Origin of the sequence: Bradyrhizobium forestalis (genome assembly GCF_002795245.1) — a bacterium.
Lineage (GTDB): Bacteria > Pseudomonadota > Alphaproteobacteria > Rhizobiales > Xanthobacteraceae > Bradyrhizobium > Bradyrhizobium forestalis.
The window spans coordinates 64,257-78,728 of record NZ_PGVG01000026.1; the positions used below are offsets into that span (position 1 = coordinate 64,257).

The following is a 14,472-nucleotide window of genomic DNA, read 5'->3' on the forward strand; positions in this document are numbered from 1 at the left end:
CGAGGGTTAAACCCTCAAATCCCCACACTTTTTCGTGTTCGGCCTGCGTCGGGACGTTCCGTCGCACGCCTTTTGCATTCGGTCCACCCTCTTGAGGAGCGGACCGGGATCCCGGACCTTGCCGATGCGCGGCCGGGATCCCGCCAGCAAGCGTTGCTTACTTGAGCTCGACCTTGGCGCCAGCCTTCTCGAGCTGGGCCTTGATCTTGTCGGCTTCTTCCTTGTTCACGCCTTCCTTCAGCGGCTTCGGAGCACCCTCGACGAGGTCCTTTGCTTCCTTCAGGCCGAGACCGGTGATGGCGCGGACTTCCTTGATGACCTCGATCTTCTTGTCGCCAGCGCTGGCGAGAACGACCGTGAACTCGGTCTTCTCTTCCGCCGGAGCGGCAGCGCCGCCAGCAGCAGCCGGACCGGCCACGGCGACAGCCGCGGCAGCCGAAACGCCCCACTTCTCTTCGAGGAGCTTCGCCAGTTCAGCAGCTTCGAGCACGGTGAGGCTCGAGAGGTCGTCAACGATCTTCTGCAAGTCAGCCATTGTTCAGTTTCCTTACGTGTAAGTCTGGTTCGGGTTTGAGTTTTGCGAAGGGCGTCAGGCCGCTTCGCCCTTTGAGGCATGAGCCTGGATGACGCGCGCGAGCTTGCCCGCGGGCGCATTGGCGAGCTGGGCCAGCTTGGTCGCCGGGGCCACGATGAGGCCGACGATCTTGCCGCGCAGTTCGTCAAGCGACGGCAGCGAGGCAAGCGCCTTCACGCCGTCGACATTCAGGACGGTCTTCCCCATCGATCCGCCGACGATGACGAACTTTTCGTTCGCCTTGGCGAATTCGATGGCGACCTTTGGCGCCGCTACCGGATCGTTCGAAGTGGCGATCACGGTCGGTCCCTTCAGCATGGGGCCGATGGCAACGACGTCAGTGCCTTCAAGAGCAATTTTGGCGAGACGGTTCTTCGAGACCTTCACCGCAGCGCCCGCCTGCTTCATCTGCTGGCGCAGCTTCTGCATCTGGGCGACGGTGAGGCCGGAATATTGAGCAACGACCGCGACGCTCGTGGTCTTGAAGACCTCATTGAGCTGTTCGACCGCTTCTTTTTTTGCCGCTCGTTCCACAGCAAGCTCTCTCCGGTTGGCGGTCATCGCGAGAAGCGGGACCGCCGGGTTGCACCCATCGTCCCGCCCAAACCTGAACCTCGGGGCCAAATCCCCCAGGACACGCCGGGCAAGACGACAATTCAAAGCCTGCCCTCCGGGAGCCTCTTAAGAGGCCCACGGCGTGTCGAGGTCCGAACCAGACCCGTTTCGCAAAGCCAGCCCTTAAAGCTGGATGCGAAGTGAAATCCGGTCTTCACCCGTCTATGCAGGCCATGCGATTAAGCCTTTGAGAAATCGAAACTTCCCGCGGGCGCCTGCAGTCTTGGACAGGACAAGGTCAGCCGGCGAACCGTCCGACCTCTGCCCGCATCCCAGCCGACCGACGGGTTTTCCTTCCTTTTCGGGCCAATCCTCGCGGACGTCCTGAAAAGGAATGATCTCCTGCCGTATCGGGTTTTTCGGAATGCGTGCACAGACGCGCCAGCCGAGGCCGGCACGTCCGGAGGCGGTTCTTTAACCGCTCTCTGCCTGCTTGCCAAGAGCAAAATTCACACCAGTTCCAATCCATTGCCGGCCGGGCTTGAACCCGGCCGACAAGGGCCGGTTCAGGTCGATCTGACCGCGTAAGGCAGCGGCTTGCCTTCGAAAAACGCAGTCAGGTTCGCCAGCACGCAACTCTGCATGGCGACGTGCGAATCCAGGGTGTGGCCGCCGATATGCGGGGCGAACACCACGTTGGGGAGCGCGGTCAGCGCGTCCGGGGCGTGCGGTTCCTTCTCGAAGACATCGAGACCGGCACCGGCGATGGTCTTGTCGGAGAGCGCCGCGACCAGGGCCTTCTCGTCGACGACCGAGCCGCGGGAGATGTTGACGACATAGCCGTCCGCGCCGAGCCGCTTCAGGATATCGGCATTGACGACATGCTGAGTCTCGGCCCCTGCCCGCACCGCGATCATCAGCACGCTGCACCAATCAGCCAGCGCCTCGAGGCTTGGGAAATATTGATAGGGCAGATCGTACTTGGTGCGGCTGAAATAGCCGACCTCGCTCTCGAAGGCGGCGCAGCGCGCCGCGATCTTGCGGCCGATCTCGCCCATGCCGTAGACGCCGATGCGCCGGCCGGGCATGCCCGCTTGCGGGCGCATCATCGGCGACTGCCTTGACGCCGCCCAGTCGCCGCTGCGGACATATTGGTCGGCAACCAGGATCCGGCGGGTCGTCGCCAGCATCAGGGTCATCGCGATATCGGCGACCGAGGCCGCATTGGCGCCCGGGCTGTGACCGACTGCGATGTTGCGGGCGGCGGCCGCCTTCAGATCGACACCGTCATAACCGGTTCCATAGCAGACGATGGCGCCGAGCTTTGGAAACAGCTCCATCGCCTCCGCGCCGAGCGGGGTGCCGCCCGCGGTCAGCAGCGCGCGAATGCCGCTCAGCTCATCCGCCGAAAACAGCTCGCACGCGGGCTTGCCACCGGTGTCGAGCAGCTCGAACCGCTCGGCGAAACGCGCCATCATCGACTTGGGAAAGCGCGAGTAGATCAGGACCTTGTCAGCCATTTTTTCTTGTTTCCGGTGAGCGCCGCCAAAAACGACGAGGGGCGGAATCGGTTGCCCAATTCCGCCCCTCGGCCTCATGTAATTTCGAGACCTTAGCCGAGGATGGTGCCCGGCTCGACCTTGACGCCGGGGCCCATCGTCGAGGACACCGCAACGCGCTGGATGTAGGTGCCCTTGGAACCGGCCGGCTTTGCCTTGGCGACGGCGTCCGCGAGAGCCTTGATGTTCTCGACCAGCTTCTCCTCGGAGAACGAGGCCTTGCCGACGCCGGCCTGCAGGATGCCGGCCTTCTCGACGCGGAACTCGACCGAGCCGCCCTTGGCGCCCTTCACCGCACCGGTGACGTCCATGGTCACGGTGCCGATCTTCGGGTTCGGCATCAGGCCGCGCGGGCCGAGCACCTTACCGAGACGGCCGACCAGCGGCATCATGTCGGGGGTGGCGATGCAGCGGTCGAAATCGATCGAGCCGTTCTGCACCTTCTCGACCAGGTCCTCGGCGCCGACGACGTCGGCACCCGCAGCCTTGGCCTCGTCAGCCTTGGCGCCGCGGGCGAACACGCCGACGCGGAGCGTACGACCGGTGCCGTTCGGCAGGGTCACGACGCCACGGACCATCTGGTCGGCGTGACGGGGATCGACGCCGAGATTGATCGCAACCTCGATGGTCTCGTCGAACTTCGCTTTCGCGCGTTCCTTGACCATCTTGATGGCGTCCGCGAGCGGGTAAAGCTTTTCGCGGTCAATGCCTTCGCGGGCTTTGTTCAAACGCTTTCCGATTGCCATGACCGCTTACCCCGCAACTTCCAGACCCATCGAACGGGCGGAGCCCTCGACCATCTTCATGGCCGATTCGATGGTGTCGCAATTCAAGTCCTTCATCTTCTTCTCGGCGATCTCGCGCACCTGCGCCTTGGTCACCTTGCCGGCCTTGTCGCGGCCCGGCGCCTTCGAGCCGGACTGGATCTTGGCGGCCTGCTTGAGGAAGTAGGACATCGGCGGCGTCTTCATCTCGAAGGTGAAGGAACGGTCCGCATAGATGGTGATGATCACCGGGATCGGGGTGTTCTTCTCTTCCTTCTGGGTCTGTGCGTTGAACGCCTTGCAGAACTCCATGATGTTGAGACCGCGCTGACCGAGCGCGGGACCGATCGGGGGCGAAGGATTCGCCGCACCGGCCGGGACCTGAAGCTTCAGGTATCCGGTCACTTTCTTTGCCATGTATCACTCCTGTTGTGCCGGCCAGGCCGGCGGTTTCAGGTTCGTGGTCGGGATCTTGAGCGGCTGGCAACCGCCCTCGTCCTCCCACGGCCTCGTTTTAGAGACGTCGCCGTCTCGACTTTTGTCATGCCCGGGCTTGACCGCGGGCATCCATCAATCTTCGCAAAAGCACTTCTACGAAGAAGATGGATTGCCGGGTCAAGCCCGGCAATGACAAACGATCAGACCTTCTCGACCTGACCGAATTCCAGCTCGACCGGCGTGGCGCGGCCGAAGATCGACACCGCGACCTTTACGCGCGAGCGCGCCTCGTCGATTTCCTCAACCACACCCGAGAACGAGGCGAACGGGCCGTCGGCCACGCGCACGTTCTCGCCGATCTCGAACGACACCGACGCCTTCGGCCGTTCCACGCCCTCCTGCACCTGGTGCAGGATGCGCATGGCCTCGGCTTCCGAGATCGGCATCGGCTTGTTCTCGGCGCCGAGGAAGCCCGTGACCTTCGGCGTGTTCTTGATCAGATGAAACGCCTCGTCGGTCAGCTTCATCTTCACCAGCACGTAGCCGGGAAAAAACTTGCGCTCGGCGTCGATCTTGCGGCCGCGGCGCACTTCCGTGACCTTCTCGGTCGGAACCAGCACCAGCTCGAACAGCTCCTCGAGCCCGCGCTGCTTGGCCTGCTCGCGGATCGATTCGGCGACCTTCTTCTCGAAGTTCGAATAGGCGTGGACGATGTACCAGCGCTTGTCGGACACTTGAGCGGTTGCGGTTGCCATCAGTGAATGCCCAGAAGGAAGGTGATGAGGACGCGGATGATCTGGTCGGCGGCGAAGAAGAAGATCGAGGCGACCGCGACCATGACGAACACCATGATGGTGGTGATCGTGGTCTCGCGGCGGGTCGGCCAGGTGACCTTGGCAGTCTCCGAACGCACTTCCTGCAAGAACTTGAACGGGCTGACTGCCATCGTTTGATGTCCAACGTCCGTCGACAGACGCAAAATGAATTTCAGGGATCCGAACAGCCGACGTTGGCCCAACCCTCTGTCTCGAAGGATGAGCCGGGAACCGGGCTCGATTGTTCGGGGATTTAAAGCCGCGCCGGAGATCCGCGTCTAACGGGCCGGCTGCGAGTGCGGGGTATCTACTGCGGATGGGACCAAAGGTCAAGATATAGAGGGTTCGTGCGGGCAAGCCGCCCTCCCCTGGACGACCATGCAGAGGCCATGTGGATCAAGGACTTATCCACCGCCCGCAAGCCGCCATCCCCGGGGAGGCCTTCAGCCGCCCTGCACCCTCAGTCGGCCCGGTCAACCATGGAAATGCCCGGCAGCGGCACCACGAACTTTCCACCTTCGGCGAAATAGCGGGCGTGCTTGGCTCGGATCGGGTCGACATAGCGCCAGGCGAAGACCACGACGAACGCGGGCTTGCGCTCGTAAAGGGCGGCCGGAGGCAGAATCGGAATGTCGTAACCCGGGCCGGCCATCACGTTCCCCTTGTTGGGGTCGTCGTCCACCAGGAAGTCGATCTTGTTCTCCAGGCCGAACTGCGGAAGCAGGGTCGTGGTGCCGACCGAGACGCCGTAGCCGGCGACCTGCTGACCGCGCGCATGCGCGGCATCGGCCATCGCGACCAGCTCATCGCGGATGGCAGCAATCCTCTTCACATAGGGCGCATAATAGGCCGGCTGATCGACGCCGAGCCGGTCCTCCTCGGCGATGAAGCGGGCGACTTCCGCGGACGGCTTCTTCGTCCCGCCGGCGCGCTGGACCGTCACGCGGATCGAGCCGCCCTTGGTCCAGATGTGCTGGACGTCAATCACTTCCATGCCAAGCCGGGCGAAGAAGCGCGTCAGCGGCTTGATGTTAAAATACGACAGATGCTCGTGATAGACGGTATCGAGAAGGTTCTTCTCGGTGACGTCGACGCCATACTGCGTTTCGAACACGAACAATCCGTCCGGCGCAAGCACATCGCGAACCCCGATCACCAGCGGATCGAGATTGTCGACATTGGCGATCATGTTGTTGGCGATCACGACGCTCGCCGCACCATGGCTCTGCAGGATGCGGTGCCCGATGGCATCGGTGAAGAAATCGCCGATGGTCTCGATCCCCGCTTCCGTCGCGCGCCGCGCGATGTCGACAGCGGGGTCGACACCCAGCACCCGCATGCCACGCTCCCTGAAGAAGCCGAGCAGCGATCCGTCGTTGCTGCCGAGCTCGACGACCAGCGAGCCCGGCGCGATGCCGAAGCGGCTGACGACGTCGTTGGCATAGCCCGCGAAATGCTCCCGCAGGCCGAGCGAGAGCGAGGTGGTATAGACGTAGTTGCGGTACTGGATCTCCGGATTGCCGACATGGAGAATTTGGAGATGGCCGCAGTCCCTGCACAGATGCAGCGCCATCGGTACCGCAGCCCGGAAGACGGGATCATCGACGCTGGCGTTCGGCACCTGGAAGTTCGGCGTGCCAATGGGCATGCCTGCCATCGGGACGACCAGCTCTTGCTTGTCCGAATGACAGAGGCGGCAGGTATGGCGGACGTAGAACAGGTTTTTCATCGTGGAACCGAAAAATGAGATACGCGAGCGAGTGAGATAATCCCACCCTGTGAAGACCAGATCGGCAATGGGCTCAAGCGGGTCATGGGTGGCTCGAGGCTTCCTTGCCCAGCCCGTAGCTGGGGGCTTCCTCCGCCGCCTTCGCCGCCTTGTCCGCCGAATACGAGCCACGCTCCGGACTCGCGAGCCAGATCACGCCGCCGACGAGCCCGATGATCACGCTGATCGCCCCCAGCAGAAGCGAAACCGACAGTGCTTCCTCGGACGGCACCCCTGCCAGACCGAGGCAAGCGACCATCGCCCCCTCACGCACGCCCCAGCCGCTGATCGAGATCGGGACGGCCGTCAACAGCACGACCGGCGGAATCAGGATGCCGGCGTCCAGGATCGAGAGCTGCGCTCCGACTCCGCGCGCCAAGGCGTAGCATGCCGCCGCGGTCACAAGATGGATGAGGAGCGCCGATCCGAAAAGCAGCGCGCGGCGCTCGGACTGCAGGAGAAGAAACCTGACCAATGTTCCGAAGCGGACGAAGCTCGCGATCGCGGGAAGCGCGATGAGGCGTTTCGGCAGACGGTCGAGCGTCAACAGGACCACGGTGCCGGCGACCCCCGCCAGCGTCAGCCCGCCGATGGCCAGAATCGCGGCCTGATTGGACACGCGGGACAGCAGAACCGGCAATCCGGCCACCATCAGCACGATGAGCCCGATCAACGCCGTGAAGCGGTCTGCCGCAACGCCCTTGACCGCCTCCGGCCATTGCACGCCACGTTGGCGCAGCAGCCACATCCGCACCGCGTCTCCGCCGACCGACGACGGCAACACCTGATTGAACCAGAGGCTGATCATGAGGATTCGCCATCCCGCGAGCCAGTCGAGCGACACGCCGAGCGCGCGCATGATCAGCTCCCACCGGCCGTTGAGCACGAAGGTCTGAAAGAAGATCAGCGCAAGCGCGACGACGAACAGGACGGGATCGACCGAGACGAGATGAGCTCGCAATTGGCGCAGGTCGAGCCCGCGCGCAATGTAGACCAGCACGGCGATCGACAGCAGCAGCTTCACCGAAAACAGGGCCGCATGCTTGAAACGCGACTGCATCAGATGCCTGCCTCAGGACGCCGGATATTCTGCACGACCGATGACGAGGTCGATTGCGGCCATCATCCAGAACTGGTGCGTGGTCTCGACAATGTTGTAGCTGCGGCTGTCCACCCAGAAATTGACGTCGCCGAGATTGCGCAGCGGATTGTCCGCGTTCATGCCCGACAGCGTGATCACGTCGAGCTTCATCGTGCGCGCCTGCGCAACCGCGTTGAGGATGTTCTTCGAACGTCCCGACGAGCTGATCGCAACCAGGCAATCGCCGGCGCGCGCATTCAGCCGCACGGCGTGCGCGATCCAGTCCTCGAACCCGTAATCGTTGGCGAGGCACGACATCATGCTCGCATCGCTGAAGCAGAGTGCAGGCACTGACGCATTCTTAGCCAGATCGATCGCCAGATGCGAGGCGATGCCGGCCGAACCGCCATTGCCGATGAAGATGACGCGACCGTCCTGCTCGCGCGTGCGCAACCAGGACGCGCGCGTGGCGGAGATCCTGGCAAAAATACCGTCGTCGACCGCCGTCGCGCGATGCAGGCGCCCCACATAATCGTCGAGGAAGGCCTTGTGATCGGGATCGACGGACTCGGCAGGCATGGGCTGGCGGCTCGATTGCAACATGGTCGGGTGATACCGGCTATTACCGAGGATTGCAAAGGTATAATACTTGCAAAGTTTGCGAGCGGCTGATAGTCGGCTTTCGGGTTTCACTCAACATTGGCGAGCCTGTTTCGCTGGGCATTCGCATCACGGATGTTCCCCATGAAATGCATCGTTACTGGCGGCGCCGGTTTCATTGGAAGTCACCTCGTCGATCGCCTGCTCGATGACGGCCACGAAGTCACAGCGCTCGATAACTTCGTGATCGGACGCGCCGAAAATCTGGCCGCGCGCACCGGTTCGAGCCAGTTGAAGGTCGTGCGGGCGGACGTCACCGACCTCGACGCGATCAAACCGTATTTCCACGGTGTGGATTGGGTCTTCCATCTTGCCGCGCTGGCCGACATCGTTCCCTCGATCGAGTCGCCGATCCCCTATCATCGCGCCAACGTCGACGGCACGGTCAACGTTCTCGAAGCGGCACGGCACGCGGGCGCGAGTCGCTTCGTCTATGCGGCGTCATCATCCTGCTACGGCATTCCGGACGTCTATCCGACGCCGGAGAGCGCCGAGATCCGGCCGATGTATCCCTACGCGCTCACCAAGAATCTCGGCGAGCAGTGCGTCATGCACTGGTGCCAGGTCTACAAGCTGCCTGCCGTGGCGCTACGCCTGTTCAACGTGTTCGGACCGCGCCATCGCACCACCGGCACCTACGGTGCCGTGTTCGGCGTGTTCATGGCGCAGAAGCTCGCGGGCAAGCCCTTCACGGTGGTCGGCGATGGCGAGCAGACCCGCGACTTCACCTTCGTCAGCGATGTCGCCGATGCATTCGTGACCGCCGCGCGCTCCGATGTCTCGCACGAGATATTCAACGTCGGTTCGGACAACACCTACAGCGTCAACCGGCTGGTCGAGCTCCTCGGTGGCGACAAGGTCCACATTCCCAAGCGTCCCGGCGAGCCCGACTGCACCTACGCCGACATCACCAAGATCAAACGGGTCTTGAAATGGACGCCGAAGGTGAGGTTCGAGGACGGCGTCGCGATGATGTTGAAATCGATGGACCAGTACAAGGACGCTCCCCTGTGGACGGTGGACAAGATCGCCGACGCCACCAAGGACTGGTTCAAATATCTCGGTGACGACAACGCTGCGCCGCAGAAGGCAAGCCGTTGAGCAGGTTCGTTCACCCCCGACATTTGCCGCCAGCCGATCATTTCCGGGCCGGCCACCTGAGACCTACCGGCGCGTTAGGTAATCCACATGGGTAATGCTGCGACAGACAAGCTGACCGGCCATCCGGCACCGCACGAGAAGATCAAGACGATCGAGGAGCTGGGCGAGATTGCGCGCGCCGCGCAGGCAAAGGGCCTGACCGTCGCGCTCTGCCACGGCGTGTTCGATCTCGTGCACCTCGGCCACGTCCGGCACATCCTGGCGGCGCGCAGCGAGGCCGATGTGGTCATCGTGACCATCACCGCCGACCGTTATGTCAACAAGGGCCCGGGACGGCCGATCTTTCCGGAGAACATGCGCGCCGAGATGCTGGCCGCGCTCGGCACGGTCGACTGGGTCGGCATCAACCGGACCTCCAGCGCCGAGCCGGTGCTCGATACCGTCCGCCCCGACATTTATGTGAAGGGCTCGGATTACGAAAACCCTGAAGATGACGTCACCGGCAAGATCGCCACCGAACGCGAGGCGGTCGAGCGCCATGGCGGCCGCATCGTCTTCACGCGCGACGTGACCTTCAGCTCGTCGTCGCTGCTGAACCGTTACTTCGACATCTACGACCCCCCTCTGCGCGACTACCTCCAGAAGGTGCGCGAAAGCGGCGGCGCCGAACGCCTGCTGAAGCTGATCGACAAGATCCAGGACATGCACGTCGTGCTGGTCGGCGATACCATTATCGACGAATACCAGTACGTCACAGCGCTCGGAAAGGCCTCCAAGGAGAACATCGTCGCCACCCTGCTCAAGAACGGCGAGCAATTTGCCGGCGGCGTCATCGCTGCGGCCAATCACGTCGCAAGCTTCTGCAAATCGGTCGAGATCGTCACGACGCTCGGTGGCAACGACTACCCCGACGAGTTCATTCGCGCGCATGTCCGCCCGAATGTCACGCTGACGCCGATCCGCATTCAGGGCCGTCCGACCACCCGCAAACTGCGGTACGTCGAGATGGGCTACTTGCACAAGCTGTTCGAAGTCTACACGATGGACGACACGCCGCTCGACGAGGCCGCGCGCAAGGAGATCGACCGCGTCACGGCGGAGCGCGTGCGCGGCGCGGACGTGGTCATCGTCACCGATTTCGGTCACGGCATGATCGCATCCAGCACGATCGACACGTTGATTGCGAACTCCAAATTCCTGGCGGTCAACGCCCAGAGCAACAGCGGCAATCACGGCTACAACCTGATCACGAAGTATCCGCGGGCCGACTACATCTGCATCGACGCGCCGGAAGCGCGGCTGGCGGCCACCGACAAGTTCAACGACATCGCGTCGGTGATCGAGGACGGCCTGCACGGTAAGATCGCCTGCGACAACATGATCATCACGCACGGCTCCTTCGGCTGCTACCCCTTCTCGTCGAAGACCGGCGTCGCGCGCGTGCCCGCCTTCACCAAGACCGTCGTCGACACCGTCGGTGCGGGCGATGCCTTCCTGACGATTACGGCGCCGCTGGTGGCGGCCGGCGGCAATATCGAGGACGTCGCCTTCATCGGCAATGCGGCGGGTGCGATCAAGGTCGGCATCGTCGGTCACCGCAACTCGGTCGAAAAGGCCCCGTTGGTCAAGTTCGTCACCGCATTGTTGAAATAGCGCAAAAGAAAAATTCCGGAGAGCGACAGTGATTGGTCAGAAATGGAACGTGATGGTCACCGGCGGCGCCGGCTATGTCGGCAGCGTGCTGGTTCCCCGGTTGCTGGCGGCGGGCCACAAGGTCACCGTGCTCGACTTGTTCATGTATGGCGAGGACGTCTTCGACGCCGTCCGTGACAATCCCAACCTGCGCCTGATCAAGGGCGACATCCGCGATGAGGCAGCGGTCAATGAGGCCCTGCGCGGCAACAACGCGGTGATCCACCTCGCCTGCATCTCCAACGACCCCTCGTTCGAGTTGGATCCGGCGCTGGGCAAATCCATCAACTACGACTGCTTCCGGCCGATGGTGCGCGCCGCCAAGAAGGCGGGCATCAAGCGCTTCATCTACGCATCCTCCTCGAGCGTCTATGGCATCAAGGACGAGGCCGAGGTAACCGAGGAATTGTCCTGCGAGCCGCTTACGGACTACTCCAAGTTCAAGGCGATGTGCGAGACCGATCTTGCCGACGAGGCCGCGTCCGGCTTCGTCACCTGCACGGTTCGTCCTGCCACCGTCTGCGGCTACGCTCCGCGGCAGCGGCTCGACGTCGTCGTCAACATCCTGACCAATCTGGCGGTCAACACTGGCCGCATCCGCGTGTTCGGCGGAACGCAGAAGCGGCCCAACCTGCACATCGAGGACATGTCCGCGGCCTATCTGTTCCTGCTTCAGCAGGATGACGCGAAGATCGACGGCAAGACCTACAACATCGGCTACGAAAACCACTCGCTGATGAAGATCGCCGACATCGTCAAATCGGTGGTCGGAAGCAATGTCGACGTGGCCGTCGAGCCGACCGACGATCTCCGCTCCTACCACGTGTCTTCGGAGAAGATCCGCCGCGAGCTCGGATTTGCGCCGACGCACACGATCGAACAGGCCGTGTCGGGCCTCGTGAATGCCTTCAAGGCCGGCCGCCTGCCGAACTCGCTCAACGATCCCAGGTATTTCAACATCAAGATGATGCAGAACATCAGCCTGAAGTGAGCGGCGTGCGGATCGGTATCGATTTCGACAATACGATCATCTGCTACGACAAGGTCTTTGCCGCCGCCGCGCGCCAGCGTGGGCTGGTGCCGGGGAGCTGGGACGGGCTGAAGACCGACGTTCGGGACTATCTGCGGTCCCGCGCCGGCGGCGAGCTTGCCTGGCAAGGGTTGCAAGGCTTGGTCTACGGCAAGGGAATTGGCGGCGCCGAGATCTATCCTGGTGTCCGCGAATTCCTCGCCGCGTGCCGCAAAGCCGGCGCCAGCGTCTACATCGTCAGCCACAAGACGCAGTTCGGCCACCAGGATCCCGACCGCGTCGATTTGCGCGAGGCCGCGCGCGGCTGGTTGAGGGCTGCGGGTCTCATCGACACCGCCGACGCGGCGCTGGCCGTGAGCGACATCTATTTCGAGGATACGCTGGCGGCCAAGGTCGAGCGGCTCGCGAGCCTTAAGCTCGATATCTTCATTGACGATCTCGTCGATGTCTTCGAGCAGCCGCATTTTCCGAAAGCGACGCGATCGATCCTGTTCACGCAGTCGCGGCCTCCCCATCCCGAACATTGCGAGCCGATCGCGACCTGGGCCGATATCCACCGCGGAGTGTTTGCGGCATGAGCGAGCCGGACATCAGCGTGCAGGATGCGGTCTCGATCGGCAGCCGCCTCTCCGGGGCGCGGGTCGCGGCCGCCCAACCGGCGCGGTCCGGCGGCAACAACCGGGTGTTTCGGCTGGAGATGGCGGAGGGACCGCCCCTCGCCCTCAAGCACTATCCGTCCGACGGGCGCGATCGCCTGGGACAGGAATATGACGCGCTCTCGTTTCTGTTGCGCCACGGCATCACATCGACGCCGCGCCCTATCGCGAAAGATCCGGCGGCATTCTGCGCGCTGTATCAATGGTTCGACGGTGACGCGGCGGTCCTGCATCCCCGGCATGACGATGCCGACCAGCTGGCCGATTTCCTGATCGAGCTGCAAAGGCTGCGCAACGCTGAAGGCGCACAGACTTTGCGGAACGCGTCAGCCAGCATCTTTTCGCCCGAGGAGGCCATCGCCCAATACGAGCAACGCCTGGACGGACTGAGGCGGGCCACGGGTGATCATCCGGACCTGCATGCGTTCATGGACGACAGCCTGGCACCCAGCACAGCCATCGCAATCCGGCAACTCCGTCGATGCTATGCGGAACTGGGCCTGGATCCCGCCGCGGACCTCGCGCCCGCCCATCGCGCATTGAGCCCGTCGGATTTCGGACTGCACAACGCGCTGCGTGCCGACGACGGCAGCCTTCGATTCATCGACTTCGAATATTTCGGCTGGGACGATCCGGTCAAGCTGGTGTCCGACACCGCGATCCATCCCGGCAGCGATCTGCCCGAGGCCAGCGCAAAGCGATTGGTGGAACGGCTCTCGCGGACCTTCGAGGCTGGGGATGACGCGTTTGCGATCCGCCGTGACGTACTGTATCCTGTGTTCGGGGCGATTTGGTGCCTGATTGTCCTGAATGCCTATTTGCCGGAAAGCCGCTCCCGGCGAGCCCTGGCTGCGCAAGGTGGCGATCTCTCGGTCCGCCTTGCCGGCCAGCTCGACAAAGCCCGCCGGCTCCACCAAACGATTTGCCAACGTGATCCAGATCTCACCCCACGCTGAAGCCGCCCTCACCTGCACGCTGGACGAGCGCAGCCTTTATTTGCGCCGCCTGGTGCTCGGTTCTGTCCGTTCTGCGGGACGCGGACATGTCGGACCTGCCCTGTCGCTGATCGAGATGGTCCGCGTGCTCTACGACGACGTGCTGCGGATCGATCCGAACTCCCCGCGCGATCCCAATCGCGACCGCGCGATCCTCAGCAAGGGGCACGGTTGTCTGGCGCTCTATGCGCTCTTGGCCGATCGCGGCTTCTTCCCGCTGTCGGAGCTGGAAGGCTTTTGCGGGCCCGACAGCATTCTGGGCGGACATCCCGAATACGGCATGGTGCCGGGCGTCGAGGCCTCGACCGGCGCGCTCGGCCATGGCCTGTCGATCGGTGTCGGCCTCGCGCTCGCCGCGCGCATGCGCGAGCGCAGCTACCGGACTTTCGTGCTGCTCGGCGACGGCGAGATCAACGAGGGATCGGTGTGGGAAGCCGCAATGGGCGCGGCCAAGCACGGGCTCGACAATCTGGTCGCGATGATCGACTACAATAAGCTCCAGAGCTATGGCCCCACCGACTACGTCCTGCCGCTGGAGCCGCTTGCGGACAAGTGGCGCAGCTTCGGCTTCGCCGTGCAGGAGCTCAACGGCCACGACGTCGGCGCCCTGCGCACTGTCCTGAAGCAGGTCCCGGCCGTTCCGGGCAAACCCACCGCGATCATCTGCCATACCGTCAAGGGCAAGGGTCTTCCGGCCGCGGAATCCAACGCCGATTGGCATCACAAGAACAAGCTGACCGACAGCGAGCTCGACGCCATCCGCGTCGCCGTCGGCGATTTTTGA

General features: G+C 63.2%; 16 protein-coding genes. 6 read left to right on the plus strand and 10 right to left on the minus strand.

Going from position 1 to position 14,472, the window contains the following annotated elements; genetic code table 11:
• Positions 1-157: 157 nt before the first annotated feature.
• The 10 genes from rplL to CVM73_RS26540 form a co-directional block, all read right to left on the minus strand.
• Complete coding sequence (rplL, locus tag CVM73_RS26495) at positions 158-535, minus strand: 50S ribosomal protein L7/L12 (protein ID WP_027574047.1); 378 nt, start codon at positions 533-535, stop codon at positions 158-160.
• A gap of 54 nt (positions 536-589) precedes the next feature.
• On the minus strand, positions 590-1,108 hold the full coding sequence (rplJ, locus tag CVM73_RS26500; RefSeq protein WP_025037001.1) for a 50S ribosomal protein L10: 519 nt from the start codon (positions 1,106-1,108) through the stop codon (positions 590-592).
• A 587-nt stretch (positions 1,109-1,695) separates the two neighbouring features.
• Positions 1,696-2,649, minus strand: a complete 954-nt coding sequence (locus CVM73_RS26505) for a 2-hydroxyacid dehydrogenase (protein ID WP_100234755.1) — start codon at positions 2,647-2,649, stop codon at positions 1,696-1,698.
• A 92-nt stretch (positions 2,650-2,741) separates the two neighbouring features.
• Entirely contained in the window at positions 2,742-3,434 is a 693-nt protein-coding gene (rplA, locus tag CVM73_RS26510) for a 50S ribosomal protein L1 (RefSeq protein ID WP_100234756.1), read from the minus strand.
• 6 nt (positions 3,435-3,440) lie between these two features.
• A complete protein-coding gene (rplK, locus tag CVM73_RS26515) occupies positions 3,441-3,869 on the minus strand; it encodes a 50S ribosomal protein L11 (RefSeq protein WP_011088164.1) in 429 nt (142 codons plus the stop codon).
• Between the two features lie 221 nt (positions 3,870-4,090).
• Positions 4,091-4,645 (minus strand): transcription termination/antitermination protein NusG, encoded by a 555-nt coding sequence (gene nusG / locus CVM73_RS26520; protein WP_018647229.1) that lies wholly within the window; start codon positions 4,643-4,645, stop codon positions 4,091-4,093.
• The gene (secE, locus tag CVM73_RS26525) at positions 4,645-4,836 is read right to left on the minus strand and encodes a preprotein translocase subunit SecE (protein WP_007602984.1); all 192 of its coding nucleotides are present in this window, start codon (positions 4,834-4,836) and stop codon (positions 4,645-4,647) included. The genes nusG and secE overlap by 1 nt, the downstream gene beginning before the upstream one ends.
• Positions 4,837-5,165: 329 nt before the next feature.
• The gene (locus CVM73_RS26530) at positions 5,166-6,434 is read right to left on the minus strand and encodes a class I SAM-dependent methyltransferase (RefSeq protein WP_100234757.1); all 1,269 of its coding nucleotides are present in this window, start codon (positions 6,432-6,434) and stop codon (positions 5,166-5,168) included.
• Positions 6,435-6,516: 82 nt separating this feature from the next.
• Complete coding sequence (locus CVM73_RS26535; protein WP_245452434.1) at positions 6,517-7,497, minus strand: lysylphosphatidylglycerol synthase transmembrane domain-containing protein; 981 nt, start codon at positions 7,495-7,497, stop codon at positions 6,517-6,519.
• 48 nt (positions 7,498-7,545) lie between these two features.
• The gene (locus CVM73_RS26540) at positions 7,546-8,133 is read right to left on the minus strand and encodes an SIS domain-containing protein (RefSeq protein ID WP_245452435.1); all 588 of its coding nucleotides are present in this window, start codon (positions 8,131-8,133) and stop codon (positions 7,546-7,548) included.
• A gap of 165 nt (positions 8,134-8,298) precedes the next feature.
• On the opposite strand from CVM73_RS26540, the gene CVM73_RS26545 reads away from it, so the two are divergent.
• The 6 genes from CVM73_RS26545 (at position 8,299) to CVM73_RS26570 (ending at position 14,472) form a co-directional block, all read left to right on the plus strand.
• Positions 8,299-9,315 carry an SDR family oxidoreductase gene (locus CVM73_RS26545; protein WP_100234786.1) on the plus strand — a complete coding sequence of 339 codons (1,017 nt, stop codon included), beginning with the start codon at positions 8,299-8,301 and terminating at the stop codon, positions 9,313-9,315.
• Positions 9,316-9,402: 87 nt separating this feature from the next.
• Positions 9,403-10,968 (plus strand): PfkB family carbohydrate kinase, encoded by a 1,566-nt coding sequence (locus CVM73_RS26550; RefSeq protein ID WP_100234760.1) that lies wholly within the window; start codon positions 9,403-9,405, stop codon positions 10,966-10,968.
• Positions 10,969-10,996: 28 nt separating this feature from the next.
• Positions 10,997-11,998, plus strand: a complete 1,002-nt coding sequence (locus CVM73_RS26555; protein ID WP_100234761.1) for an NAD-dependent epimerase/dehydratase family protein — start codon at positions 10,997-10,999, stop codon at positions 11,996-11,998.
• Between the two features lie 5 nt (positions 11,999-12,003).
• Complete coding sequence (locus tag CVM73_RS26560) at positions 12,004-12,615, plus strand: HAD family hydrolase (RefSeq protein WP_245452436.1); 612 nt, start codon at positions 12,004-12,006, stop codon at positions 12,613-12,615.
• Positions 12,612-13,649 carry a phosphotransferase gene (locus CVM73_RS26565; RefSeq protein ID WP_167407070.1) on the plus strand — a complete coding sequence of 346 codons (1,038 nt, stop codon included), beginning with the start codon at positions 12,612-12,614 and terminating at the stop codon, positions 13,647-13,649. Before CVM73_RS26560 ends, CVM73_RS26565 begins: the two co-directional genes overlap by 4 nt.
• A complete protein-coding gene (locus CVM73_RS26570) occupies positions 13,624-14,472 on the plus strand; it encodes a transketolase (RefSeq protein ID WP_100234763.1) in 849 nt (282 codons plus the stop codon). Before CVM73_RS26565 ends, CVM73_RS26570 begins: the two co-directional genes overlap by 26 nt.